The organism is Streptomyces sp. NPDC006739 (assembly GCF_042869815.1).
Classification (GTDB): domain Bacteria; phylum Actinomycetota; class Actinomycetes; order Streptomycetales; family Streptomycetaceae; genus Streptomyces.
In genome coordinates, this window is the sequence record NZ_JBIAGM010000021.1 from 1 (window position 1) to 25768 (window position 25768).

The 25768-nt window shown below is 70.0% G+C and carries 21 protein-coding genes and 3 tRNA genes; 14 read left to right on the forward strand and 10 right to left on the reverse strand.

Annotated elements, in window-relative coordinates; all coding sequences use genetic code 11:
• Nucleotides 1-726 precede the first annotated feature (726 nt).
• The 3 genes from ACFYMM_RS32605 to ACFYMM_RS32615 all read right to left on the reverse strand — a co-directional run bounded on the left by ACFYMM_RS32605 (nucleotide 727) and on the right by ACFYMM_RS32615 (nucleotide 2567).
• A complete protein-coding gene (locus tag ACFYMM_RS32605) occupies nucleotides 727-1563 on the reverse strand; it encodes a protein kinase (RefSeq protein ID WP_388393185.1) in 837 nt (278 codons plus the stop codon).
• Nucleotides 1564-1634: 71 nt separating this feature from the next.
• Entirely contained in the window at nucleotides 1635-2078 is a 444-nt protein-coding gene (locus ACFYMM_RS32610; RefSeq protein WP_388393188.1) for a glycine-rich domain-containing protein, read from the reverse strand.
• A gap of 246 nt (nucleotides 2079-2324) precedes the next feature.
• Nucleotides 2325-2567: a hypothetical protein gene (locus ACFYMM_RS32615; RefSeq protein WP_388393191.1), complete on the reverse strand. Its 243-nt coding sequence runs from the start codon at nucleotides 2565-2567 to the stop codon at nucleotides 2325-2327.
• 107 nt (nucleotides 2568-2674) lie between these two features.
• Between ACFYMM_RS32615 and ACFYMM_RS32620 the strand changes: the two genes are divergently transcribed.
• Together ACFYMM_RS32620 and ACFYMM_RS32625 are read left to right on the forward strand one after the other, a co-directional pair.
• Nucleotides 2675-3418, forward strand: a complete 744-nt coding sequence (locus tag ACFYMM_RS32620) for an XRE family transcriptional regulator (protein ID WP_388393194.1) — start codon at nucleotides 2675-2677, stop codon at nucleotides 3416-3418.
• A gap of 2 nt (nucleotides 3419-3420) precedes the next feature.
• Nucleotides 3421-3891, forward strand: coding sequence for an NUDIX domain-containing protein (locus ACFYMM_RS32625; protein WP_388393197.1), 471 nt, complete (start codon nucleotides 3421-3423; stop codon nucleotides 3889-3891).
• Nucleotides 3892-4118: 227 nt separating this feature from the next.
• On the opposite strand, the gene ACFYMM_RS32630 is transcribed toward ACFYMM_RS32625, so the two are convergent.
• Nucleotides 4119-5225 carry a hypothetical protein gene (locus tag ACFYMM_RS32630; RefSeq protein WP_388393200.1) on the reverse strand — a complete coding sequence of 369 codons (1107 nt, stop codon included), beginning with the start codon at nucleotides 5223-5225 and terminating at the stop codon, nucleotides 4119-4121.
• Between the two features lie 552 nt (nucleotides 5226-5777).
• Between ACFYMM_RS32630 and ACFYMM_RS32635 the strand changes: the two genes are divergently transcribed.
• Nucleotides 5778-5865: transfer RNA gene (locus ACFYMM_RS32635), tRNA-Ser, on the forward strand.
• 129 nt (nucleotides 5866-5994) lie between these two features.
• Here the strand turns inward: ACFYMM_RS32635 and ACFYMM_RS32640 are convergent.
• A complete protein-coding gene (locus ACFYMM_RS32640) occupies nucleotides 5995-6417 on the reverse strand; it encodes a RidA family protein (RefSeq protein ID WP_388393203.1) in 423 nt (140 codons plus the stop codon).
• A 72-nt stretch (nucleotides 6418-6489) separates the two neighbouring features.
• On the opposite strand from ACFYMM_RS32640, the gene ACFYMM_RS32645 reads away from it, so the two are divergent.
• Complete coding sequence (locus tag ACFYMM_RS32645; RefSeq protein WP_388393206.1) at nucleotides 6490-7458, forward strand: LysR family transcriptional regulator; 969 nt, start codon at nucleotides 6490-6492, stop codon at nucleotides 7456-7458.
• Between the two features lie 73 nt (nucleotides 7459-7531).
• Here the strand turns inward: ACFYMM_RS32645 and ACFYMM_RS32650 are convergent, their stop codons facing one another.
• Nucleotides 7532-9499, reverse strand: coding sequence for a hypothetical protein (locus tag ACFYMM_RS32650; protein ID WP_388393208.1), 1968 nt, complete (start codon nucleotides 9497-9499; stop codon nucleotides 7532-7534).
• A gap of 237 nt (nucleotides 9500-9736) precedes the next feature.
• The gene (locus ACFYMM_RS32655) at nucleotides 9737-10603 is read right to left on the reverse strand and encodes a bifunctional DNA primase/polymerase (protein ID WP_388393211.1); all 867 of its coding nucleotides are present in this window, start codon (nucleotides 10601-10603) and stop codon (nucleotides 9737-9739) included.
• A gap of 178 nt (nucleotides 10604-10781) precedes the next feature.
• Here ACFYMM_RS32655 and ACFYMM_RS32660 point away from each other — a divergent pair, with 178 nt between their 5' ends.
• From ACFYMM_RS32660 to ACFYMM_RS32695, 8 genes are all read left to right on the forward strand, one after another.
• Complete coding sequence (locus tag ACFYMM_RS32660; RefSeq protein ID WP_388393213.1) at nucleotides 10782-11930, forward strand: acyl-CoA dehydrogenase family protein; 1149 nt, start codon at nucleotides 10782-10784, stop codon at nucleotides 11928-11930.
• Nucleotides 11927-12955, forward strand: coding sequence for a bifunctional MaoC family dehydratase N-terminal/OB-fold nucleic acid binding domain-containing protein (locus tag ACFYMM_RS32665; RefSeq protein WP_388393215.1), 1029 nt, complete (start codon nucleotides 11927-11929; stop codon nucleotides 12953-12955). The genes ACFYMM_RS32660 and ACFYMM_RS32665 overlap by 4 nt, the downstream gene beginning before the upstream one ends.
• 1 nt (nucleotide 12956) lies before the next feature.
• A complete protein-coding gene (locus tag ACFYMM_RS32670) occupies nucleotides 12957-14021 on the forward strand; it encodes an acyl-CoA dehydrogenase family protein (protein WP_388393218.1) in 1065 nt (354 codons plus the stop codon).
• Entirely contained in the window at nucleotides 14018-14425 is a 408-nt protein-coding gene (locus tag ACFYMM_RS32675) for a MaoC family dehydratase (RefSeq protein WP_388393220.1), read from the forward strand. The genes ACFYMM_RS32670 and ACFYMM_RS32675 overlap by 4 nt, the downstream gene beginning before the upstream one ends.
• Nucleotides 14422-15603 carry a lipid-transfer protein gene (locus ACFYMM_RS32680; protein WP_388393222.1) on the forward strand — a complete coding sequence of 394 codons (1182 nt, stop codon included), beginning with the start codon at nucleotides 14422-14424 and terminating at the stop codon, nucleotides 15601-15603. Before ACFYMM_RS32675 ends, ACFYMM_RS32680 begins: the two co-directional genes overlap by 4 nt.
• Before the next feature lie 147 nt (nucleotides 15604-15750).
• On the forward strand, nucleotides 15751-16308 hold the full coding sequence (locus tag ACFYMM_RS32685; RefSeq protein ID WP_388393224.1) for a SigE family RNA polymerase sigma factor: 558 nt from the start codon (nucleotides 15751-15753) through the stop codon (nucleotides 16306-16308).
• 390 nt (nucleotides 16309-16698) lie between these two features.
• Nucleotides 16699-18354, forward strand: a complete 1656-nt coding sequence (locus ACFYMM_RS32690; RefSeq protein ID WP_388393226.1) for a long-chain fatty acid--CoA ligase — start codon at nucleotides 16699-16701, stop codon at nucleotides 18352-18354.
• 90 nt (nucleotides 18355-18444) lie between these two features.
• Nucleotides 18445-19026 (forward strand): TetR family transcriptional regulator, encoded by a 582-nt coding sequence (locus tag ACFYMM_RS32695; protein WP_388393228.1) that lies wholly within the window; start codon nucleotides 18445-18447, stop codon nucleotides 19024-19026.
• Between the two features lie 45 nt (nucleotides 19027-19071).
• Here the strand turns inward: ACFYMM_RS32695 and ACFYMM_RS32700 are convergent, their stop codons facing one another.
• Nucleotides 19072-23259: a PAS domain-containing protein gene (locus tag ACFYMM_RS32700; RefSeq protein WP_388393230.1), complete on the reverse strand. Its 4188-nt coding sequence runs from the start codon at nucleotides 23257-23259 to the stop codon at nucleotides 19072-19074.
• Nucleotides 23260-23563: 304 nt separating this feature from the next.
• Complete coding sequence (locus tag ACFYMM_RS32705; protein WP_388393470.1) at nucleotides 23564-24094, reverse strand: SSI family serine proteinase inhibitor; 531 nt, start codon at nucleotides 24092-24094, stop codon at nucleotides 23564-23566.
• A 352-nt stretch (nucleotides 24095-24446) separates the two neighbouring features.
• Between ACFYMM_RS32705 and ACFYMM_RS32710 the strand changes: the two genes are divergently transcribed.
• Both ACFYMM_RS32710 and ACFYMM_RS32715 read left to right on the forward strand, forming a co-directional pair.
• Nucleotides 24447-24537 (forward strand) — tRNA-Ser (locus ACFYMM_RS32710).
• Between the two features lie 193 nt (nucleotides 24538-24730).
• Nucleotides 24731-24803 (forward strand) — tRNA-Arg (locus ACFYMM_RS32715).
• A 122-nt stretch (nucleotides 24804-24925) separates the two neighbouring features.
• Here ACFYMM_RS32715 and ACFYMM_RS32720 read toward each other — a convergent pair.
• Nucleotides 24926-25651 (reverse strand): DUF4232 domain-containing protein, encoded by a 726-nt coding sequence (locus tag ACFYMM_RS32720; protein ID WP_388393232.1) that lies wholly within the window; start codon nucleotides 25649-25651, stop codon nucleotides 24926-24928.
• Nucleotides 25652-25768: the final 117 nt, after the last annotated feature.

The window sequence follows — 25768 nt, forward strand, 5'->3', positions numbered from 1 at the left end:
CCACACGCCGCAACGACGTGCACAGAAAAACCGATCACGGCCACTGTCAACCATCAGCTGGGACCGAACCGTCAAGCATCTACCGGGACCGGACAGAGCCCAGCGCAGCGGAGCTGTTCAGAGTTTCTTTACTGGATCAAGGCGGCCCGCCTACGGCGGGCCGCGCGCGCGGGCGGCCCGTGGCCGCCGCCGCTCCTTGTCTCCGCCACCGCTCCGGCGGCCCCCCGCCACTCAGCGCGCAGCACCGCCAAGGCGGTCGACCAGACCACGAAGAAACACGATCACTCCGAGCGCCAGGACCAGGCCGACACCGACCAGGCGTGACCGAGCGCCCAACCGGCCACCGCTCCAAGCCGATCGGCCCTGGCCACAGGCAGAACCATGCGTCAGGGAGCTGGGTCGACAACGCCCAGGCCGGAGCGAGGACGAGGCCCGTGACGCATTGAAGAAGCGTGGCTGAGGCCGGCGGGTGGTTGCTGGGAACACACGTGACGGGTGCTCGTCCGGCGCACCCGCCGTCGTGGCTGACTTTCGGTGGCTCATGTCAGAACCCCTCTCCAACTCGACAACCAGGAGTCGGGATTGCGGCGCCACCCGAATTCGAGCACGCCAACTACCCCGGTACCATCGGCATCGGGGTCCTGATCAGGGCTTCCGTGACCGGACCACCCGGAATGCTGTCCAGGCTGAGGGGTGGTCCGGTCTTCTACTTGCTGTGCCTACGGTTCAGCTCAGGGCCTTACCGACCTCGTAGATCGTGGGTCTGTCTTCGGGCGCCGGGCTGAGCATGGCGTCGATCAGTTCGCCCAGAGCGCCACCCACCTTCACGGGCCGACGCTTACCGCTTGCCACTGCCCTTCTCTGCTCGGGACGCGGTGCGTCGTCCGGATACTCGACGGCCCGCCAGCCCGTGGCGGAGATGAGCAGAGAGGCGCCGAGTGCATAGATGTCGGCTTCTTGCGTCGGCTCAGCCTCTCCGGTGGCGAGCACGCTGCGCGCGATCTCCGGCGCCTCGTAGTGGACGAGGCAGCCGCGGAACGGGAAGTCGTACCCCTTGGGGATGTGTGCACCGCGTGCCAAGGCGAGGTCGATGAGGTGCGTTCGCTCTGCCCCGATGATGAAGTGTGCGGGTTGCAAGTCACCGTGGGCCCAGCCCTTGCCATGCAGTTCGGCCAGCGCCTCTACACAGCCGAGAGCGGCGCTGGTATGCGGTTCAATGCGAGAGTCCGGATCGCGACAGGGCTTCCACAGCTCGTAGAGGTCGGGCCCTTCGCGCCACGGCTGGAAGTTCCAGGTGCCCCGCTCCCATTCGCCGTACGCGAAGTCATCGAGGCCGAGACGGTGCAGCACGGCACCTTCGCGTGCGGGGGCGAGTGCCGTCCAGTGCTGGGCGGGCCAGTCGGCCGTGGCCTCGATCGGGTAACCGACCTTCACGGCGTACTGACCCCGATGAGTGTCGACCTCCCAGACCATCGAACCCCGACGATTGACGACCAGGCGCTGAGTCTTGGGCACGAGTGCGTCGAGCACGACGACCGGCAGTTCAGGGGGTGTCCCGGGCAACGTCTGTTCTCCTTCTGGGCAACGCGACCGACCCCGCATCGAGGCCGGCCGCGTCGCTGGTGTCGTGTCGCCTATTCCTGACCGTACGGACGGCCGCAGTCCGAGTCGCACTGCGCGAGGTTCGTGCCGTCCACGGTCCACAGGTCGTCGAAGACCATGAACCCGGCCGCCTTCATCGCGTGTGCGGAGGCGGCGACCTTCTTCGGGTCACGGGGCCCGCCACCCGGCTTGGGGTTGTGGTCGAGGAAGCGGCCCGCGTACCGGTCGCAGAGAGCGGCGTATTCCTTCGTGTGCAGGATGAGCGCGTGCAGACCGAGGTCCACGTCGTCCGACGGGACCATGGGGACGGTGGCGGTCGCGGCGGTCACCACGAAGGCCACCGCCTGGTCCGCGATCCGTTCGGCCCGCTCGCGGGACTGGCCGTTGTGGACGATCACGAAGTGGGTGAGGCTGTCGAACAGCTCCTCACCAGCCACCGCGCGGCCAGTCCTCTGGTCGTTGGCCGTTGCCGTCATGCGAATACTCCTTGAGTGTCGCTGTGCTCTGGCACTTGCGCCCTTACCGGTCGACGAGGCACGGCCTGCGACGACCGGGGGATGGAAGGCCGGACCCGAACGGGGGAGGGGGAGCCAGGGAAACGGGCCCCCGTCCGGGACGGCCGATCTACTGGCTGATACCGAAGGCCATGCCGATCACCAGGCCACAGGACCCGCTGATCACGACGATGAACAGGACCCCCGCGTACCGGCCGATGGCGCGCATCACAGGCCGCCCCGACTGTTGCCGTTCCTGATGGCAAGGCGCGCGCTCAGTTCCTCCCGCGCTGTCGGCGCCACCACGTTGTCCGGCATGGCATCCCACTCGACGCCGCCACCCACGGGCCGTATCTGCACCCGGGCACCGACCTCACCCATGACGACGCCGATACGTCCACTGGCAGTGTCCTTCGCCAGTGCACCGATGCCTGGTCTGGTCTGCTGGTTGCTCGCCATGCGGACGAGCATCCCGTCGTTCGTCAGGACGTTGGAACCTCCGACAAACCCCACTTCAGGACGTCCCGCGTCGGGTAGAACGTCCCTGGTGCCGTCCCCGGGTGTTAGGAGAGATTGGGATGCCGAACGAGAGGCTACGTGCTGCCATGGCGGCCGATGGCTGGACGTACGCCGCGCTGGCGGACAAGGTCGAAGTCGATCCCAAGTCCGTTGAGAGATGGGTCAACCTGGGGCGTACGCCGCGCCGCGCCACGGCCATGCTGGCAGCGGAAATACTAGGAGAAGACGTGCACGCTCTATGGCCCGCGCTCCGGCAGGCTCGTCCTGCCCGCGCCGTCAGTCCGGAACTTGTGGCTCTCTACGACCAGCGGGCGGACATCCCCGTGTCCACCTTCGTGGACATGCTGACCCAGGCCCGCGAGCACATCGACGTGTTGGTGTACGCCGCCGTCTTCCTGCACGAGGCGTACCCGCGGCTCAATGACCTGTTGCGCGAGCGAGCTGCCGACGGTTGTGCGGTCCGTATCGCGATCGGTGATCCGGACAGTACGAATGTCCAACAGCGTGGCGCCGAAGAGAGGTTCGGTCACGGGATCGAGTCCCGCTGCCGACTTGCCCTCATGCACTATCGCCCCCTTGCCGGGGTATCCGGCATCGAAGTGCGGACCCACGCCACCACGCTCTACAACTCGATCTATCGTGCGGATGACCAGGCGCTGGTCAACGCCCATGTCTGGGGCGTGAACGCCTACGGTGCTCCTGTGTGGCATCTTCGGCGCAGCGGAAAGGGCGGCATGTTCGACACCTACGCCAGCAGCTTTGATGCGGTGTGGGAGACCGCGACACCGGTAGGAGAAGGCTGACCATGGCAAGGACCGAGTACTACGACGACCCAGCGGCACCAGAGCCGAACAGTATGGTGGTCGCCGCGTCCGCCGTGGTTACCGACGACGAAGGACGCGTGCTCCTGCAACGCCGTCGGGACAACGATCTTTGGGCGCTACCTGGCGGCGGCATGGAGATGACCGACTCCCTCCCAGGAACAGCCGTCCGCGAGGTGAAGGAAGAAACGGGCCTGGAAGTAGAGATCACCGGGCTCGTGGGCACGTACACCGACCCTCGCCACATCATCGCCTACTCGGACGGTGAGGTACGCAGGCAGTTCAACGTCTGCTTCACCGCCCGTGTGATCGGAGGCCGGCTCGCGATCTCGGACGAGTCCACGGAGCTGCGGTTCGTCCGGCCGGAGGAGATCAATCAACTGCCGATGCACCACACGCAGCAGCTCCGGATCCGTCACTTCCTGGAGCACCGTGAGCGGCCCTATCTCGGCTGAACCCGTTCATTGCGCCGAGGCAATTTTTGATCGGCAACTTCGCTGATCAATTCGGATGAAGGCCGAGCTTCCTTGCGAAAATTATGACCTGATTCCATGGGTGAGGCACCGGCGTATCAGTGGGCGGCAAGGCGCCGCGCTCGATGCGCGGGTGCTTAGACCCACCCGCCAATGGTCTATTTTCCCGCTTATGGGGAAGTTGTGAGACCTGGGGTGGCTCGCTCGATTTAAAAAGGTCTATCCTTATTTATTTGCGTGATCTCTTGGGCGATCGAGTCGAGGCCGGCTTGTGTGAATGCATTGGAGAATTCCGCACTCCGATGCGAAGGGATGCCGTGCAGAATCAGTGTGATGATTTTTTTGTTGTCCCTGTCAGTAATGGGGTACTGGTTCGCCTCAGTGATCACGCGAACCAGGTTTGCTGGTCCCTGTCCGGGGAGCGCCATTAGGATCCTTTCCCGGTCCCCCATGAATTCCTCAGGGAATTGCTCCGCAATTCTTATGGCTTCTCGACCGCGTACATGGGCACCGATGGCTTCGACCAGTGCGTCTGCGTCTCGATTCATGGACGCGGCCCGGAGGCACTTGATCACTTCTGCGATGTCTTTGCGGTGGGACGTGCCCCACCTGTGCGGCTCCAGCGAGCTTTCCACGAATGACAAGGCGATCATATTTGCATACTCCGACTCACTCCTCCTGAGCGAGGCAAGTAGTGGAGGAAGCATTTCGGGTGGCTGATTTTTGAGGCAAAGTTTCCACAGTTTGCGGGCGAGTTCGTCGTCCCTTTCTCCGAGCTTGATGAGTAGTGCTACTACTTCATCGAGGCCTTCTGTCGATGCAACGCCTAGAAATTCCTCATCGTCCATGCTTGCCAGCTTCAAGGACTCGACCACGAATGGCATCCATTCGTGAAGCGGGGTCTCACGACTATTTTCCACAAGTCTTACGACGTCCCACATTGCCGCCCTCTTAAGGGGTTCCAAATCCCAGGTGTGGGAGCTGATGCTTGACGTCTCTTGTTTCGGGTTTCCGCTCCGCACCTTCTCGCCTGCTTTAGAGTCGGCGAGCCGCTTGCGCCAAATTTCCAAACTAGTTTCTTCTGGAGGTATGGATATGTCGATAGACCTTGCGTGCGCGATGCAAGCTTCGACAAGTGCAAGCAGCTGAATAACTTTGGGAGCTGATTTACCGGAAAACTTATCCTGGATGGTTGCGCGACTCATGGCTCGACCTCGCCCTTGAGTTGCCGTCAATTTCTCAATTTCTCGAATCGATGGGTCACCAGCCAGTTCGCGCAACTGTTGCAGGTACTCGTAGATGTCCCGTCCAGCCATGTCTCCCCAAGGTCACACCAACAGTGGCTATGCCTGTCCAGAACCGTCCGACGCCGTCCAGCAGTGTCCGGTGATGGAGGGTCAGGCTAGTTCACTTTCGGTTGGCTGTCCGGCTTTTCACGGCTCTGTCCGCTTGCCTAGCGCCGGACCTGCGGCAGGAGCTTCCCTGTAGTCATCCGGCCCGACAAGCGGGCCAGCCAGGAGGGAACGTTCGACCAGTGGACTCAACCGCCATCCTCTGGATCCTCGCCACAGCAGGTGTAGCGAGCGTTGCGCTGTTTGCGATCAAGGGTCTACTGGATCAGCTCGCCGAAGTCTTCGCTTCTTGGCGCGCAGCGCAGCGAGCCTGGCGGGAGCACCCTTCGACTACTTCGGACGCGGATAGCGCTGATGTCGGCAGTTAGAGGTCTGGCCACAGCATGCAAGCTGGTGTACTGAGCGGTGGGTCCGAGGCGTGGGAACGACCAGTGGACCCCGTGTGGACCACGGTCCCCGCGCGAGGCCAGGGGTCGGTAGGCCGTAGTTGCTCCGCCGCAGGTGGGGCGGGGCCAGGCGGATTGTCCGAGCGGCCGAAGGGAACGGTCTTGAAAACCGTCGTGGCAGCGATGTCACCGTGGGTTCAAATCCCACCGCCTCCGCACAGGTCAGCGTAAGAGCTGGTCAGAAGGGGTGTCTCTCGATGAGGGGCGCCCTTTCTGCATGGGGCCTGTCTCACCTTGATCCGGTCCTCGTTTTGTTGCGCCGCGCGGTGCTCGACGTCGGTCCGCCACTACGCGAGGGCGCCGACCGGCAGGACAGGCGCTTCCGAGATGCGCCGCCGGGCGTACACCTCTATCTCGATCTTCATTCGCGGGTCGGCGAGACCGCACACGAGCATCGTGGCGGCCGGCCGAACGTCGCCGAAGTAGCGGCGCAGGACCGGCCAGCAGGGTTCGAAGTCTTCGCGGTCGGGCAGTAGGTAGCGCACGCGCACCACGTCGGCGAGGGTGCACGTCGCCTCGGAAAGTGCGGCCTCGATGTTGCGCAGGCACTGCTCGGCCTGCTCCGCCACGTCGTCGGAGATCTTCATGGTGGCGTAGTCGAACCCGGTCGTCCCGGACACATGCACCCAGTCGCCGTCGACCACGGCACGGGCATAGCCGATCTGCTCCTCAAAGGTCGAGCCGCTGAGAATCGCGCGTCGCTCCGTCATGCGCCGAACGCTAAACGGACGGCACTGATACGTCTAATACGACCGCATGCATGACCTGATATCTCTAGGCGTATGGAGCGCCCCGAACTCCCCCTACCGCAGCTGCACGCCTTCGTCGTGCTCGCGGAGGAACTCCACTTCGGCCACGCGGCCGCCCGCCTGGGCATCGCCCAGCCGCCGCTGAGCCAGCAGATCCGCCGCCTGGAGGACAGGGTCGGCCACCCGCTGTTCACCCGCACCCCGGGGCGGGTCACTCTCACCCCAGCCGGCATCGAACTACTGCCCGCCGCCCGGCGGGCACTCACCGACCTCGCGGACGGCCTGGCCGCGGCCCGGGCCGTCGGCAGCGGCCGGACCGGCCGCCTACGGATCGGCTTCGCCGCCTCCCTCGCCCTGACGATCCTGCCCGGCCTGCTGCGCACCTTCCGTCACCGGTTCCCTGGCGTGCGCCTGGACATCCACGAGATGACCACCGCTCCGCAGATCGCCGCCCTGCACGACAAGACCATCGACATCGGTCTACTGCGCGAACCCCCCACTGACGAGACAGAGCTCGGCTTCAGAACGGTACTCAGCGAGCCCTTCGTGGCCGTGCTGCCGTCCGCCCATCCTCTGGCCGCCCAACGGGCCGTACGGCTTGCACAGTTGGCCGACTCGCCGTTCGTGCTGCTGCCCCGCACGGTCGGCCCGTCACTGCACGACCAGATCATCGGCCTGTGCACCGCAGCAGGGTTCACCCCGCAGGTGTCCCAGCACGCGGTGGAGTGGCAGACCGTGTGCGCCCTCGTGGAAACCGGTCTGGGCGTCTCCCTGGCCCCGGCGAGCATCCGACGCATCCGCCTCAAAGGCGTCGCCTTCCGCAGGATCGAACCCCGCACCGCCCGCACACGAGTCGCCGTCGCCTGGCGCCAGAACGACCATGATCCCCTCGTCGCACGCCTGCTGGCGACCATCAGCCAAGATCCGCCGGACAGCCCCGGGTCGTTTCGAGGCGGGGACCGTACCCAGAAAAGGGAGAAGGCGCCATCCTCTCCTCCGTAGGGGTGAGGATGGCGCCTGTGGCCGGAGCGCCGCCGCGTCTGTGCGCTGTCGTCAGCCTCCAAGGCCCTCTTGCTCAGGGCATGTACGACCGGGTGTTGCTGGCCCACAGGGCGCCGCCCTTGCCGGGACCGCCGGTGGTCGAGTAGACGACGAAGTTGCCGTCGCTCTGCAGCAGGGCGTACGCGCCGGTGTGGCCGTTGGTGTGGGTGGACCAGAGCGCGGTGCCGGTGCTCGGGTAGACGACGAGGTTGCCGTCGCTCTGCATGTAGGCGTAGGCACCGGAGTGGCCGGAGGTGCCGGTGGACCAGACCGCCTTGCCGTCGTGCTTGCGGTAGATCACGAAGTTGCCGTCCGGCTGCATCACCAGGCGGGCGTACTGGGTCTGGGCCCACCAGCCGCCCGGGAGCTTCTGGCCCGATCCGATCTTGGCCGACCGTGCGTAGGTGCCGTCCGACCACAGGGAGCCGCCGGTGCTGGGGCCGCCGCCGGAGCCGTAGACCACCAGGTTGCCGTCGTCCTGCAGCAGGAAGTAGGCGCCGGTGTGGCCGTTGGTGTGGGTGGACCAGAGCGCGCTGCCGGTGCTGGAGTAGACGACGAAGTTGCCGTCGCTCTGCATGTAGGCGTAGGCACCGGAGTTGCCGGACGTGTGGCTGGACCAGATCGCCGGGCCGCTGCTGCTCGTTCCGTTGGTCTTGAGGTAGGCGACCAGGTTGCCGTCGGTACCCATGGTGAGCGTGATGTTCGCGCTGCTCAGACGGTGGCCGGAGGTCAGCTTCTGGCCGGGCTGCAGCGAGTTGACCGCGTTCGCGTCACCGACGAAGGCGGCGGTGCCGTTGGGGGTGCCGAGGCCGGTCGGGCCGTCGTAGCCGGTGGCGGCCGCGCACAGGTAACTCGTCGAGCAGGTGCCGTTGCTGCCCGAGGTGACGTCGTTCAGCGCAGACCTGTGCCCGTAGGGGTACGAGGACGGGTAGCTGTTCGCGGTCGGGGTGCCGGCGAGCGCGTAGGTGGCCGCGATGAGGGGCGAAGAGGCGCTGGTGCCGCCGTAGACGTCCCAGCCGTTGGCGCCGTAGGTGTCGTAGACGGCTACGCCGGTGGCCGGGTCGGCGACCGCGGAGACGTCGGCGACGGTGCGCTTGCCGCAGCCGGTGTCGGACTGCCAGGTGGGCTTGGCCTCGTCGGCGGAGCAGCCGGACCCGGTGCCGTCGGTGCTGTCGGTGGACCACACCGACTCGCTCCAGCCGCGGGTGTTGCCCGCACGGCTGAGGGAGGTGCCGCCGACCGCCGTCACGTAGGGGGAGGAGGCCGGGTACTCGACGCCGTAGCCGCTGTCTCCCGCGCTGACGGTGATCGCCACGCCAGGGTGGTTGAAGTACTGGACGTCAGCGGTGGTCTCGGTCGGGTCCTCGGCGCCGCCGAAGGAGTTGGAGACGTACTTCGCGCCGAGGGCGACGGCCTCGTTCTCGGCCGTGCCGATGTCGGTCATGTCCGCGGAGGAGGCCTCGACGAGCAAGATGTGACACTGCGGGCAGGCGGCACTGACCATGTCGAGGTCGAGGGAGATCTCGCCGGCCCAGCCGGAGTCCGCGCTCGGGTAGGTGGTGCCGCCGGTCTGGTTCACCTTCTTGAAGCAGCCGTTGGCCGTGGTGCAGGCGGGAAGGTTGTACTGGGACCGGTAGGCGGCGAGGTCGGACTCGGCGTTGGGGTCGTCCATGGCGTCGACGATCGCGACGGTGCGGCCCGAACCGGCGGTGGAGGACGGCAGGTTGTAGGCGCTCTGCAGGTCCGAGGGACCGTAGCCGGACGGGGCGGTGTTCGGCCTGACACCCAGGTGCTGGACGACGTCGGTGCGGGCCTCGGCGAGGCACGCCACGTGGCCCGGCGCGGTCGCGTGGGCGCACAGGTGTTTGACGTGAGCCGCCCCGGTGACCGACGGTGCGGCGGACGCGGTCGCCGCGGTGGCCGCGAGCCATCCGGTCGATATGAGTGCCGTGGTGGACAGCAGGGCGGCAGTGGATGCCGCCCGACGTCTCCTTGAGAGCAAGGAAATGCCCTTCTTGTGGTGGTGACGATGGGAGACCGAACGGTCTGCCCATGACAGTCGGATGCCGCCGGTCGATGCAGAGGCGAGATCCGCAGTTGGGGGGGCGCAGGAATGCTAGTCACGTAACCGACCACGAACAACGCGGAACGGGTAAATCCTTGATCAGATCTATCGGATCCATCGGCTCGGATCTATCAGACCTGCTCATGCGGTCGGCGGTGATCGGCGGGTGATCTTTTATGGCTGGTGTCCGGTCATCCGGGCCGCCGATGCGATCGTCGCCCGGGCCTCGCGTTCGGTCAGGCCCGTGTCGAGGGCCGCGTCGAGCAGGGGGGCGAGCAGGACGGGGCCGATGCCGTTCTCGTAGGCGCGGCAGGCCGCCCAGAAGAGGCGGGTGTTGCGTTGGCCCTCGTGGGCGGCGAGGACGAACTGGACCAGGCCATGGCCGTGCGGCGTGGTGGCCGGAGGGCCGGGGTGCGGGGTGCGCGGGGGCGGCAGGAGCAGGCGGAGCAGGGCCTGCGGGCAGGCTGCCGGGGGCAGGTGCGCGGTCCCGGGGGCGGTGCCGTAGACACCGTGGTCGGTGCGGGAACCGGGCCCCACCAGGTAGCCGCCGGCGCCCCGGATGTCGATGCCGGGGGCGAGCCGGCCGGCCGAGTTGGGGACGACGACGTCGGGCGGGCCGGTCAGCCACAGGTGGCGGCCGCCGCTGGGGGTGAGGACGACGACCGTCTCCGGGATGGTGAACAGGTGGCGCAGGGCCAGTTCGCGCAGGGCCGCCGAGGAGTCCGTGCCCGTCTTGGTGTCCAGGTCGACTCCGATCAGGTGGTGCGGGGGCAGGCCGCAGGCGATGCCGTAGCCGGTGGCCCGGGGGGCGGCGGCGAACAGTTCGCGAATGCGCGCCGGGTCGGTCGAGGCGTCGTACACCCCGTGGCCGAAGCGGCCGCACTCGCCGTGGCAGGCGGGAGCGGAGGGGGCGTCGCGGTGGGGGGAGCGCAGGGCCGGGAGCTTCGTCCGGGACAGGGGGATGACGGCCAGGCCGCGTTCGGCGGCTGACAGGGCGTGTGCGAGGGCCAGCGTCGTGGCCTGCCGGTCTGGGGTGGCCATAGCTCGATGATCGTACGTATGTTCGAAAAAAGGAAGAGGGGATGCGGCGACTCCGACCGGAGGCGGCGCGCTTGTGCCGGCCTCGGGTTCGTCGACCTTGACACCCGACCGAATCTGACGGACAGTCAGAAACCGCCGGTCGGGAACTGCCGTCCGTCGGTCCCAGGAGGTCCCCGCCGTGCACCTCGCCCCCACCGAGCGCCAACGGCGCCTGCGCGCCGAACTGCGTGCCTACTTCCATGCGTTGACGGGCTCGGATGATCCTCCGAACCCGCGCGCGCTGCTGCGCCGCATCGGGGCGGACGGATGGCTCGGCCTCGGCTGGCCGGTCGAGTACGGCGGTCAGGGCCGGGGCGCGGACGAGCAGTTCGTGTTCTTCGACGAGGCGTACCGGGCCGGTGCCCCCGTCTCGATGGTCACGCTGAACACGGTCGGGCCCACGCTGATGAAATACGGCAGCGAGCGGCAGAAGGATCGTTTCCTGCCCCGGATCCTCGGCGGGGAACTGGTCTTCGCGATCGGCTACAGCGAGCCGTCCGCCGGCACCGACCTGGCCTCCCTGCGCACCCGGGCGGTGCGGGAGGGTGACGGCTGGCGGATCGACGGGCAGAAGGTCTTCACCTCGGGTGCCCAGCACGCCGACTGGATCTGGCTGGCCTGCCGCACCGACCCGGACGCTCCCAAGCACCGGGGCATCTCCATCCTGGTCGTCCCCACCAGTGCCCCCGGGTTCGCGTGGACCCCCATCGAGACGGTCGGCGGCCAGACCACTACGGCGACCTATTACGACGGCGTCCGCGTCCCCGCCGAGAACCTCGTCGGCGCCGAGAACGACGGCTGGTCGCTCATCACCGAACAGCTCAACCACGAGCGGGTCGCCCTCGCCGCCATCGGCATGCAGGCCGAGGAGTTCCACGCCGCCGCGCTCTCCGCCGCCCGTACCCCCCATCCGGTGACCGGTCGACGCCGGATTGACGAGCCTTGGGTGCGTTTTCAGCTGGCCGAGGCACATGCCCGGCTGGCGGCATCGCGCCTGCTCAGCTGGCGTTTGGTGGGGGATGTGGGGGCGGGCCGACTGGCCGCCGGAGAGGCGAGCGGGGTGAAGTTCGCGGGAACGGAATCGGCTGTCGCGACGTATCGCATGTGTCAGCACATCGTGGGCGAGACCGGATTCGTCCGCTCCGGTTCACCCGGGGCGTTCGGGGACGGCGAGCTGGAGCGGCTGAACAGGGCGGCGCAGATCAACACGTTCGGGGGCGGGGTGAGCGAGGTGCAGCGGGAGATCGTCGCGACGATGCGGCTCGGGATGACGAGGGGGCGGCGGTGAGCGGGGTGCGAAGTGGTCCTGACGCGTCGGCGGAGCCGGACGCGCTGGGGGTGCGGCTGAGGGCGTACGAGGGGCGGTCGGCCGCCGTCGGCGGGGTGGCCAAGGACCCGGTCAACGCGCCGATGATCCGGCACTGGTGCGAGGCCATGGGCGACACGAACCCCGCGTACCAGGGGCCGGACGCCATCGCCCCGCCCACCATGCTCCAGGCATGGACCATGGGCGGCCTCTCCGGCCACGAGGGACGGACGGGGGCCTACGACGAACTGCTCGCCCTGCTCGACGAGTCCGGCTGCACCTCGGTGGTCGCCACCGACTGCGAGCAGGAGTATCTGCGGCCGCTGCGGCCGGGGGACGAGGTCACCTTCGACGCGGTGATCGAGTCGGTCTCCGGGCGCAAGACGACCAAGCTGGGCACCGGGTACTTCGTCACCACTCGTATGGACGTTCGGGTGGACGGCGACCTCGTGGGCACGCACCGCTTCCGCATCCTCAAGTACGCCCCCGCCCGGCCCGGTCCGCCCCGGCAGCAGGAGACCCAACAGCAGGAGACCCAACAGCAGGAGACCCAACAGCAGGAGACCCAACAGCAGGAGACCCGGCAGCAGAAGGTCCGGCGCCCCCGGCCGGTGGTCAACCGGGACAACGCCGCGTTCTGGGACGGCGTGGCCGCGCACCGGCTCCTCATCCAGCGCTGCACGGGCTGCGGCACCCTGCGTCACCCCTGGCTGCCGGGCTGCAACGCGTGCGGTTGCCTGGACTGGGACACGGTGGAGGCGAGCGGCGAGGGGGCCGTTCACTCGTACGTGGTCATGCACCACCCGCCGTTCCCCGCCTTCGACCCTCCCTACGCGGTCGGCCTGATCGAGCTGGCGGAGGGCGTGCGAATGGTGAGCGGCGTGGTGGGGGTGCCGTACGACAAGGTGCGCATCGGGCTGCCGGTGCGGGTGGAGTTCCAGCGGTACGAGGACGACGAGGGCTCCCTGGTCCTGCCGGTCTTCCGGGTCACCGAGGGCGAGGTGTGACATGGACTTCACGCCCACCGAGGCACAGGCCGGCGCTCGGGACCTGGCCGCGCGGATCTTCGGCGACCTCTCCACCCACGACCGGTTGAAGGCCGCCGGCACCGGCAGTGATCCACAGCTGTGGAAGTCCCTGTGCGCGGCCGGCCTGATCGGCGCGGTGCAGGAGGTGGGCCTGCTCGGGCTGGTGTTGTTGCTGGAGGAACAGGGGCGTACGACGGCCCAGGTGCCGTTCGCGGCGACGTGCGTGTACGGACTGCTCGCGGTCGCCGCGCACGGTACGGCCGAGCAGCGGGAGCGGCTGCTGCCGGGCATCGGGGACGGCTCGGTGGTGGTGAGCGGGGCGTTTCCGGCGCAGGGCGGGGTGCGGGAGTCCGGCTCCGGGGAGCTGACCGGTTCGGTGCCCGTCGTGCCGTGGTTGCTGGACGCCACGCACGTTCTCGTCGCCGATGCCGGGCGGGGGCTGTGGCTGGTGTCGCGGGCGGACGGGGCCGAGGTCACGCCGGTGGAGGTGACCGCGCCCTGGTCGGCGGGACGGCTCGTCCTCGACCACGCTCCGGCCGAGCCTTTGGGCGGCGTCGACGACACGCGCGACACCGGCGCACACACCGACGTCCTCGCCACCGCCCGCACCGCCTTCGCCGGGCTCCAGGCCGGGGTGTGTGCGGGCTCCCTCGCCCGGGCCGTGGCGCACACCAACACCCGGGAGCAGTTCGGGCGCCCGCTGGCCACCCGGCAGGCCGTCCAACTGCGGGCGGCGGACGCGCACATGGACACCGAGGCGATACGGGTGACGGCGTACGAGGCGGCCTGGCGGCGGGACGCGGGGCTGCCGTACGCCACGCACGCGCTGACCGCCGCCTGGTGGGCGTCCGAGGCGGGGCAGCGGGTGGTCCACACGGGCCAGCATCTGCACGGCGGGGTGGGAGCCGACCTCGACCATCCGGTGCACCGGCACTTCCTGTGGGGGCGACAACTGGACGCGTATCTGGGCTGCGGTGGCGAACTGCTGCAGGAACTGGGGGAGTTGATCGCGATGGAGAGTGAAGTGGGGGGTGGTGAGGCGTGACGGAGGCAAAGGCGGGCGCCCGGCTGCCGTCGCTGGAGATCCCGGTCACGCGCACGCTGATCGTGGCCGGGGCGATCGCGTCGCGGGACTACCAGGACGTGCACCACGACCCCGAGCTGGCCCGGCACAAGGGTTCCCCGGACGTCTTCATGAACATCCTGACGACGAACGGCCTGGTCGGCCGGTACATCACGGACCACTTCGGTCCCACGGCCACGCTCCGCAAGGTGGCCATACGGCTGGGCGCTCCGAACTACCCCGGCGACACCATGGTGCTGTCGGGCACGGTGGAGGAGGTGGACGGCGACACCGCCACGGTCCGGGTCGTCGGTGAGAACGGCATCGGACGACATGTGACCGGCACGGTGACGGTCACCGTCCCGGCGGCGGGGGGAGCACCATGAGCGTGCGGACGAGGGACGCCCTCGGCGGCCGGGCGGCGATCGTCGGGATCGGGGCCACCGAGTTCTCCAAGGACTCGGGGCGCAGTGAGCTGCGGTTGGCCGTGGAGGCGGTGCGGGCCGCGCTGGACGACGCGGGGCTGACACCTGCGGACGTGGACGGGATGGTGACGTTCACGATGGACACCAGCCCTGAGATCACCGTGGCCCAGGCCTGCGGGATGGGCGAGCTGTCCTTCTTCTCCCGGATCCACTACGGCGGCGGGGCCGCCTGCGCCACCGTCCAGCAGGCCGCGCTCGCGGTGGCGACCGGTGTGGCGGAGGTGGTGGTCTGCTACCGGGCGTTCAACGAGCGGTCGGGTCGTAGATTCGGCTCGGGCGTGCAGCACCGGGAGCCGACGGCGGAGGGCGTGGCGCTCGGCTGGGCGCTGCCCTTCGGGCTGCTCACTCCCGCCTCCTGGGTGGCCATGGCGGCCCAGCGCTATCTGCACACCTATGGGCTCACGTCGGAGGCGTTCGGGCGGGTGGCCGTGGTGGACCGCAGGTACGCGGCGACCAACCCGGCGGCGTACTTCCACGGCCGTCCGATCACCCCGGCCGACCACGCGGCCTCCCGGTGGATCGTCGAGCCGCTCAGACTGCTGGACTGCTGCCAGGAGACCGACGGCGGGCAGGCCCTCGTCGTCACCTCGGTGGAGCGGGCCCGCGATCTGCCGCATCCGCCGGCGGTGATCGCGGCGGCCGCCCAGGGCGCCGGCCGGGCCCAGGAGCAGATGACCAGCTTCTACCGGGGCGATCTCTACCGCGACGACCTGACCGGCCTGCCGGAGATGGGCGTGGTGGCCCGTCAGCTGTGGCGCACCTCCGGACTGACCCCCGCCGACATCGACGTGGGGATCCTCTACGACCACTTCACGCCGTTCGTGCTGATGCAGCTGGAGGAGTTCGGGTTCTGCGGCAAGGGGGAGGCGGCCGACCTCGTCGCGGAGGAGGTGCTGCCGCTGAACACACACGGGGGACAGCTCGGCGAGGCGTACCTGCACGGGATGAACGGGGTGGCGGAAGGGGTGCGGCAGCTGCGGGGCACGGCGGTGAACCAGATACCGGGAGCGGCCCGGACCCTGGTGACGGCCGGTACCGGAGTGCCGACGTCCGGAGTGATCCTGACCTCGGACGGCTGAGCCCGCAGGGGTAAACCCGTAGCACGCATCACCCCTCAGTCCACCTTCAGGAGGTGTAGCCACCCCCACCCCTACAACCTGAGGCGGAGCCCGCTTCGGCACCTGGGGCCGATCCGCCGCGACGGGCGTCACTCATAGCGTGGAGCCATGACCACACCCGTCTGCACCAGCGCCTCGGCCGCCGCCGCACCAGCGCGGCAGACCCACCCGTACCCGTCGTTCACCTCGTACGTGAGGGACCGCCGGCCGTTGCTGCTGCGCACCGCACGGTCCCTGACGGCCAACCCGTGCGACGCCGAGGATCTGCTGCAGACCGCGCTGACCAAGACGTACGTGGCCTGGGAGCGGATCGAGGACCACCGGGCGCTCGACGGCTACGTGCGCCGGGCGCTGCTGAACACCCGGACCTCCCAGTGGCGCAAGCGCAGGGTCGACGAGTTCGTCTGCGACGAGCTGCCCGAGCCGGAGCCCCCTGCCGTCGGTGACGACGCGGCGGAGCGGCAGGCGCTGCACGACGCGATGTGGCGGGCGATCATGAAGCTGCCCGCGCGGCAGCGGGCGATGGTGGTGCTGCGGTACTACGAGGACCTCAGTGAGGCCCAGACGGCCGAGGTGCTCGGGGTGTCGGTGGGCACGGTGAAGTCGGCCGTGTCGCGGGCGCTCGGCAAACTCCGGGAGGACCCTGAGCTGGGCGTCGCCCGCTAGTGCTGTGGCCGGAAAGGTTTGCGGAGAAGCTCGCGGCGTCCGGTGCTGGGGGCACCTCCCACGCCGTTCAGGCAGTGGGGGAGCCTCGCAAGGCGGAGCGTCGCCCGCGTACTGGATGTACTCGGGTGATGCGACAACGCGGCGTGGGGGTACCCCCGGCCGAAGGCTGGGGGAGTGCCGTGCCGGGCGTCGCGAGCCGGTGAACCTTTCCGGTCGCAGCACTTGGGCAAGGCACGCCTCCCGCAGGCTCCGGCAGGTCCCCGGGGGGCTGTGACCTTCCTCCCCTGCCTCGCAAGTTTTCGAGGCACCTAGTGACATACCGCGCGGTATGTGCGCAGAATCAGCGCATCCACTACTACCGCACAGGCAATGCCGCCTCGGGAGGACGCCGTGCTGAGCACGATGCAGGACGTACCGCTGACCGTTACCCGCCTCCTGGTGCACGGGACGCTGGTGCACGGCCGGTCCCAGATCACCACCTGGACCGGTGAGGCCGAGCCGCAACGGCGCAGCTTCGCCGAGGCGGGCGCACGCGCGGCGCAGCTGGCGAACGCCCTGCGCGACGAGCTGGGCGTGCGGGGTGACGAGCGGGTCGCGACGCTGATGTGGAACAACGCCGAGCACGTCGAGGCGTACTTCGCGATCCCCTCCATGGGCGCCGTCCTGCACACGCTGAATCTGCGGCTGCCCGCCGAGCAGCTGGTGTGGATCGTCAACCACGCCGCCGACCGCGTGATCATCGTCAACGGCTCGCTGATCCCGCTGCTCGCGCCGCTGCTCCCCAAGCTGCCCACGGTGGAGCACATCGTGGTCTCCGGCCCCGGTGACCGCTCTCCCCTCGAGGACGCCACCGCGCGGGTGCACGAGTACGAGGAGCTGATCGCCGGCCGTCCGCAGACCTACGACTGGCCGGACATCGACGAACGCCAGGCCGCCGCCATGTGCTACACCTCCGGCACCACGGGCGACCCCAAGGGCGTGGTGTACAGCCACCGTTCGATCTACCTGCACTCCATGCAGGTCAACATGACCCAGTCGATGGGGCTCACCGACCAGGACACCTCGCTGGTCGTGGTCCCCCAGTTCCACGTCAACGCCTGGGGGCTGCCGCACGCCACCTTCATGACCGGCGTCAACATGCTGATGCCGGACCGCTTTCTGCAGCCCGCCCCGCTCGCCGAGATGATCGAACGGGAGAGGCCGACGCACGCCGCCGCCGTCCCCACCATCTGGCAGGGCCTGCTCGCCGAGCTGACCGCCAAGCCGCGCGACGTCTCCTCCCTCACCCAGGTCACCATCGGCGGCTCGGCCTGCCCGCCCTCCCTCATGGAGGCCTTCGACCGGCTCGGCATGCGGGTCTGTCACGCCTGGGGCATGACCGAGACCTCCCCGCTCGGCACGGTCGCCCGCCCGCCGGCCCACGCGGTCGGCACGGAAGAGGAGCTGGCCTACCGCCTCACCCAGGGCCGTTTCCCGGCCGGCGTCGAGGCCCGCCTCACCGGCCCCGGCGGTGAACGTCTGCCCTGGGACGGCGAGTCGGCCGGCGAGCTGGAGGTGCGCGGCAACTGGATCGCCGGCGCCTACTACAACGGGCCCGACGCCGAACCCCTGCGCCCCGCCGACAAGTTCAGCGAGGACGGCTGGCTGAAGACCGGTGACGTCGGGACCATCTCCCCCGACGGGTTCCTCACCCTCACCGACCGCGCCAAGGACGTCATCAAGTCCGGCGGCGAGTGGATCTCCTCGGTCGAGCTGGAGAACGCGCTGATGTCCCACCCGGCCGTGGCCGAGGCCGCCGTGGTCGCCGTACCCGACGAGAAGTGGGGCGAGCGCCCGCTGGCCACGGTCGTCCTCAAGGAGGGTGCCACCGCCGACTTCGAGACCCTGCGCGCCCATCTCGCCGACAAGGGCGGTATCGCCCGGTGGCAGCTTCCCGAGCGTTGGACGATCATCGAGTCGGTGCCGAAGACAAGTGTGGGCAAGTTCGACAAGAAGGTGCTGCGCAGGCGCTACGCGGAGGGAGAGCTGGACGTCACCCAGCTCTGACCTCCAAGGCGGCCGGGGCCGCGTGGGGCGACGGCGGCCACCCTCTCCTTGCCAGCCAAACGGTTGGTTATCAGGCGCTACTCCGACTCCATGGCAGCAGTCAGAGACCCCGAGGCCACCAAGGCGCGCATCTTCCAGGCGGCGGCGGCCGAGTTCGCCCGGTACGGCATCGCGGGGGTCAGCATCGACCGCATCGCCGCCGCCAAGGCCAACAAGCAGCTGATCTACGCCTGCTTCGGCAACAAGGCGGAGCTGTTCACGCGCGTCCTGGGCATCTGCATGGTCGACCTGGCCGCCGCTGTCCCCGTCGACACGGACGACGTCGAGGGCTGGGGCGACCGCCTCCTCGGCCACCACGCGGCCCACCCCGAGCTGCTGCGCCTGCTCTTCTGGGAGGGCGTCGAGTACGGCACCACCGAGCTGCCCGACGAGTCCGCCCGCCAGGACCAATACGCCCGCAAGGTCGCCCCAATCGCGGACGACCAGGCCCGGGGCGTCATCACGGACGCGATCCCGGCCGGCGACCTGCTGATGCTGGTGGTGGCGCTGGCCAACTGGTCCGCCGTCGTCCCCCAGATGCGCCGCATCCTCACCGGCGCCGAGGACGGCGACCGCGACCGCCTGCGGGCCTCGATCGAAGAGGCGGCCCGCAGGCTCGTCGCCCGGCCTTGAACGGCACTGATCGGTACTAGTCGTACTAGTCGGTGCTAGTTGTTACTAGTTGGTGCCGATGCGGGCCAGCAGGTCCACGATCCGGCTCTGCACCTCGTTGCTGGTGGACCGCTCCGCCAGGAACAGCACCGTCTCCCCCGAGGCCAGCCTCGGCAGGTCGGCCTGGTCGACGGCGGCGGTGTAGACGACCAGCGGGGTCCGGTTGAGCTGCCCGTTCGCCCGCAGCCAGTCGATGATCCCGGCGAAACCGGCGGTCCCGGGCTGCCGCCGGTGCACCTGCATCAGGTCCATCACGACCAGGTTCGGCCGAAGCTGACCGGCCAGCGTCACCGCGTCCGCGTCACTCGCGGCCCGCGCCACCTGCATCCCGCGTCGCTCCAGCGTCGCCGTCAGCGCCAGCGCGATCTCCGCGTGCTCCTCGATGAGCAGCACCCGCGGCGGATGCTGCTCGCTGTCGCGCGGCGCGAGCGCCTTCAGCAGGACGGCCGGATCGGCGCCGTACGCCGCCTCGCGCGTCGCCTGCCCCAGTCCGGCCGTGACCAGCACGGGCACCTCGGCGGCCACCGCGGCCTGGCGCAGCGACTGCAGGGCGGTCCGGGTGATCGGCCCGGTCAGCGGGTCCACGAACAGCGCCGCCGGGAAGGCCGCGATCTGCGCGTCGACCTCCTCGCGCGAGTGCACGATGACCGGCCGGTAGCCGCGGTCGCTGAGCGCCTGCTGGGTCGTCACGTCCGGCGCCGGCCACACCAGCAGCCGACGCGGGTTGTCCAGCGGCTCCGGCGGCAGCTCGTCGTCCATCGGCTGGGGGCGCGGCGGATCGGCGACCTCGACCGCACCACCCGGGCCGTCCAGCGGCTCGGGCCCCTCGGCCGCGTTCTCGTCCGGGGCGCCTATGGCGTACGACCGCCCGGCACCGTCGGTGGTCGGCGCGAGCCGCGCCTGCCCGGCGAGCGAGGGCTGCGGCACGGGCGGCTGTGCCGGTGCCGGTGCCTGCTCGGTGGGCGGATGCGGACGGGCCGCCTGCTCCGGCTGCGGCTCCGGACGCGTCGCCGGGTCCGGCGGTGTGCCCAGCTTGCGGCGGCGTCCGGAGCCGTTCGGCTGCTGCGGGGGCGGCGTCGCGGTCGGCTGCTGCACCTGCGCGGCCTGCCGGGAGAACGGCACGCCCTGCCCCAGCGTGCGCACGCTGATCGCCCGGCCCTGCGTGGAGTTCGGGTCGTACGGTGCGGCACCGGCGGCCTCCGCGGGCAGCGGCTGCGCGGTGGCGTGCTCCGGGGGCAGCGGGGTGCCGGGGGCGGGGGCGGTGTTCGGGGGCACCGCGGCGGGCGCGGCTTGGGGCGCAGGCGCGGGCTGGGCGGTGGGCTGGGCCGTCGGGGCGGCCTCCGCGGGGAGCGGCTGGGCGGCCGGGAGCGCGGTGGGAGCCGCCTGGGCGGCGGGACCGGGCTGCGGTGCCTGAGCCGGCGGGGCGGCCGGTGCCGTGACCGGCTGCTCCGGGGCGACCCGCACGCCCTGGCCGACGGTGCCCGCCGGGACGCCCTGAGCGGTGAGACCCGCCTGGGACACGATGCCGGACGGGATCGCCGACCCGGCCGCCGACGCCGTACCGCCCTGGGCCGTACCGCCCTGAGCGGGAACGTTCGGCATGTTCGCACCCTGGGCCTGTGCCTCGGCCGGCTGGACGGGCTGGACCGGCTGGGCCATGGCCCGTCGGCGGCGGCCCGTCGGAGCGCTGGTGGGATGCGGCTGCGGCGGGGTGTGGTCCTCGGCCTGGTCGAGCGGTACGGCGTCGTGGCGGCCGGCGTCCTCGGCTGGTCCGGCCACACCCGGAGTGACTGCACCCGGGGTAGCGGCACCCGGGGTAGCGGCACCCGGGGGCGCGGTCTCGGGCGTGCGGTCGGCCTCGGCGGGCGGCAGGGCGAAGACCGTACGGGCCCCCGCCTCCTGCGCGGCGGCACGCTCGGCCGCGGCGGCCAGCGCGCGGCGCCGTCGCCCGGTCGGCTGCCCGTCGGGCCCGAGGGGCTCCTCGTCCGGCTGCGGAGCGGACGCCGTACCGGCCGCCGGCAGCGCGGGCGGCAGCGCCTGCTGCTCGCCACCGTCCCGCCGGGCGCGCCGGCCCGTCGGCGCGGGCACGCCCTGCGGCGGCACGGTGCCACCGAGTCCGTTCCCCGAGGCGGCGGTCCCAGCGGCGTGCTCGGCCGCCGTCATGACCGCACCCTCGGCCACATCCGCACCGGCACCGGGCGCGTCCTCGGCGGGCCTGCCCCGCCGCCGCCCGGTCCCGCCGGAGGCCGGCGCCTCCGCACCGTCCACCGCCGGCATCGGATCGTCGGCTCCGCCCATGGCGGCGTCCGCGTGCCTGCGGCGCCGTCCGGTCGGCAGGGGCGACTCCTCCGCGTCCCCGCCGCCGGCCTCGCCGGGCACCTCGCTCTCCAGGAAGGCGTCGGTCGAGGCCCGCCGGGCCCGCCGCCGACCGCCCGCGAAGCCCTGCCCGGCGTCGTACTCGTTGCCGGCGGCCGGAGCGCCCACCAGGGCGACCTCGGCCCCGGGCGCGCTGGGCGCGACCGGAACGGCCCCGGCCCCGCCGCCGATCGGCACCTCCAGCACATAGGCGCTGCCGCTCATGCCGGGCACCTCGTGCGTCTGCAGCACACCGCCGTGGGCGCGCACGATCCCGCGCACGATCGGCTCGTGCACCGGGTCTCCCCCGGCATACGGCCCGCGCACCTCGATCCGTACGACCTCACCGCGCTGCGCCGCCGCCACCACCACCGTGTTGTCCAGGTAACCGCCCGTGGAGACGGGCGAGTTCCCGGTCGCGTCCACGCCCGCCACGTCCGCGACGAGATGCGCGAGCGCGGTGGCCAGCCGCTGCGGGTCCACCTCGGCCTCGATGGGCGGCGCGTGTACGGCGAACTGCACGCGTCCCGGACCGATCAGCTCGACCGCCCCGTCCACACCGGCGGCGACGACGGCGTCCAGCATGACCTTCGTCCGGGTGACGTCCTCGGTGCCCGCGTCGAGCAGCTGGTAGGCGAGGACGTTGTCGATCAGGGTCGTGATCCGCGAGTAACCGGCCGACAGATGGTGCAGCACCTGGTTGGCCTCGGGCCACAGCTGGCCGGCGTCGTCCGCGGCGAGGGCGGCCAGATCGCGGCGCAGCTCGTCCAGCGGGCCGCGCAGCGAGCGCCCGAGCAGGGTGAGCAGCTGTTCGTGCCGGGCGGCCAGGGCCTCGTAGCGGTCCTTCTCCCGCTCGCCGAGCGCGGCGTACCGCTCCTCGCCGGCCGCCAGCTCCTCCGCGTGCCGCTCGCGCAGCTCCTCCAGCTCGGTGACATGCTCCTGGCGCAGCGCGGTGAGGTCGGAGGCGTGCTCCTCGGAGAGCCGCTCCAGCTCCTGCGTGTGCCGCTTCTCGGCGGCTTCCTTCTCCTCGGCGAGGGTGTCGTACGGCCGCCGGTCGGCGAAGGTCATCACGGCGCCGACGAGCTGGTCGCCGTCGCGCACCGGCGCGGTCGTCAGGTCGACCGGCACCTTCTTGTCGCCCTTGGCCCACAGCACCTGCCCGCGCACCCGGTGCTTGCGTCCGGAGCGCAGGGTGTCGGCGAGCGGCGACTCGTCGTACGGGAAGGGGGAGCCGTCGGCACGCGAGTGCAGGACGAGGGCGTGCAGTTCCTTGCCGCCGAGTTCGCCGGCCCGGTGCCCCAGTATCTGGGCGGCGGCCGGATTGACGAGCACGATCCGCCCGTCCGTGTCCGTCCCCACGACACCCTCGCTCGCGGCCCGCAGGATCATCTCGGTCTGCCGCTGCGAGCGCGCCAGCTCGGCCTCGGTGTCGACGGTCCCCGACAGGTCGCGCACGACGAGCATCAGCAGCTCGTCGCCGGTGTAGCCGTAACCGTCGTAGGCCTGGTGCCCGTTCTCCAGATTGGCGCTGGTGACCTCGACGGGGAACGCGCTCCCGTCCGTCCGCCGCGCCATCATCCGGGTCGGCTTCAGCCGCCCGCTCGGATCCATGTGGTCGGGCCGCCGCATGGAACCCGGGATCAGCCGGGAGTCGAACTCCGGCAGCAGATCCAACAGCCCGCGCCCCACCAGAGCCGTACCGGGCGCCTCGAAGGCCTCCAACGCGATCGTATTGGCGTTGACGACCGTCCCATTGGCGTTGACCAGCACCAACGCGTCAGGCAGCGCGTCGAGTATGGCTGCGAGGCGAGCAGCGCCTCGGGATGGCCTGCTGCTCACGAGACGCTTCCTCCCTGTTACCGCACCTTGCCGACCGCTCGGGCCATCTTGCCAACCGGCCCGCGGCGTGTCACGCGAGGGAGTCTAAGCGCAGCGGTTGCGCTCGCGACGCCGGATGAGAGGGAGGTCGCACGCCGAAGTGACGGGGAACGTGTGACCGCGTGCTTTGCTGCGCGAGACCTTCGCGGGACTTTTACGAAACCGGGGATTCCGCCACGAACCACCGCTCCGGCCGCCTGCCCGCCTGCCCGCCTGCCCTCCTGCCTTCTTGCCTCCTTGGCCTCCTGGCCCCTTGGGTTCCTGGTCAGGTCGTCCGGGCCGCGAAGGTGGGCAGCAACGGCACCATGCGGTCCCAGCGTCCGATCTGGCATCCGTTGCTGCGGTCGTACGTCGCCTCGACCGGGCGTCCGGCCCAGGTCCCGGTGACATGGGCGGTGGCCGGGCCGCCGTAGATCATGGTGCACTCGCTGCCGGGGGCCACCGGCGCGAAGGCGTCCCGCCCCCAGCGGACGTTGCGGTCGACGGCCTGGCAGGCGCCTTCCACGTCCGGGTGATGGCCGCCGCCCGGATGACAGGACAGCTCGTACGTCCCGTCCTTTCCGCCTCCCGCGTGCTGGACCACGACGGTCAGGTGATCGCCGTCGCGCACGGGCGGGGGCGTGGTGACGGGTACGGCGGCGGCCCGGGCCGGAGCCGGCACCGGGGCGGCGGTGAGGGGTGTGGCTGCTGCGGTCGTCGGGACGGTGGCTAGTGCTGTGACCGGAAAGGTTTGCCGAGAAGCTCGCGGCGTCCGGTGCGGTGCATCGCAAGGCGGAGCGTCGCCCGCGTACTGGATGTACTCGGGTGATGCGACAACGCGGCGAGGTGCCGTGCCGGGCGTCGCGAGCCGGTGAACCTTTCCGGTCGCAGCACTAGCGAGGAGAGCGAGGCGACGGCGGCGGCAGCGGAGGCCATGGCGACACGTGAGGGCGGGACGAGGAGCGACATACCCTCCCCAACGCCCACGCGCCCCGGACGTTGCGGACCACCCGGACACGGGACGCACACGTCCGGCGGCATGCCCAGGGCAAAGGACTTTGCTCTGCGGCCCGGCTGCCTAGTACCGTAGGAGCCGGTTGGTGACACCGCGCTCGACTGTGTCATCATCTGCATCGCACCACTCGCGCGCTCGCGTGGGAGGTCGTGCTGGAGGCGTCGCCTAGTCCGGTCTATGGCGCCGCACTGCTAATGCGGTTTGGGTCTTAAAGCCCATCGAGGGTTCAAATCCCTCCGCCTCCGCACCTGATCCCGAAGCCCCGGTCCCCGCGACCGGGGCTTCGGTGTTTCCGGAACCTAGGCCGTTTCCGCCATTTCCGCAGGTCACAAGGGGTGTGCCGAACGGATTTCACATGACGGCGGCAGTCATGTAATGTTCTTCCTGTCGCCGCGAGCGGGCCGGAAGATCCGAGAGCGAAGACAGAAAACAGAACAAGCACTCGTAGCTTAACGGATAGAGCATCTGACTACGGATCAGAAGGTTGCAGGTTCGAATCCTGCCGAGTGCACCCAGGTGAGAGGCCCCGGATCATTCCGGGGCTTCTCGCGTTTCAGGTCACCGATCAGAGTGGTGATCTGGCTGACCATGTGGTCAAGTCAGCTGGTCTCCACGTCCCCTCCTGTGCCCGGGTCACCAGCTGGTGGCGTCGTCCATCGACTGCTGCCAGTACGTGACCTTGAGGGAGTCGTCGACGTAGACGCCCTTCGCGGGGAGTGGCGGGTGGGCGCCCGTGCCGACGCTCTCGTTGCCGGAGCGGCCGTGGAAGTAGACGGTCAGGGAGTTCACGGTGTGGCCGTTCGAGCCGCTGCCGTCGGTGGCGGAGAGGTTCACCGAGGCGTAGCCGGACTCGCCGGGCTGGAGCGTGACGACCGCCTGCGGCTTCGAGTCCTCGATGACCGGCGGCACGGCCTGGGCCTCACCGAAGCGGACGGCCGGGTAGCTGTAGAGGAAGCAGGTCCTGCTGCCGGTGTTGGTCACCGTGAGCAGCATGTGGTTCACGGGGCGGTTCAGGGGGGCCGCGACCGTCCTGGTGTTGGACCCCTCGCAGGTGACCGGCCTGCCGCCCGGGGCGGGCGCCTTCGACGCGGGGGCGTCCGCGACGGGCCTCGTGGTGCCGGTGGCCGGCCGGACCTGTGTGGAGGAGGAGCCGGAGGAGGAGTTGGCGGACGAGTCGGAGGCGGAGACCGAAGCGCGGACGCCGGAAGTGGGAGTGGCAAAAGGGGAGTTCGCCGCCGACGAGCCGCCCTCGTCGTGGACCCCTGTGCCACCGTCGCACGCGGTCAGGGAGAGCGCGGCGAGAACGACGGTCGCGGCGGCGCCGACGAGACGGGTGCGGCGGGTGCGGAGGTTGTACATGTGGCTGAGCCCCTTCGGTGTTCGGGTGGCGTGGTGATTTGATGACCGAAGCTTGTGAGGTGATCTGTCCCAACCGCCACGCACGGCGGGCAGTTGGGGACGCTGGAACACCGAAAC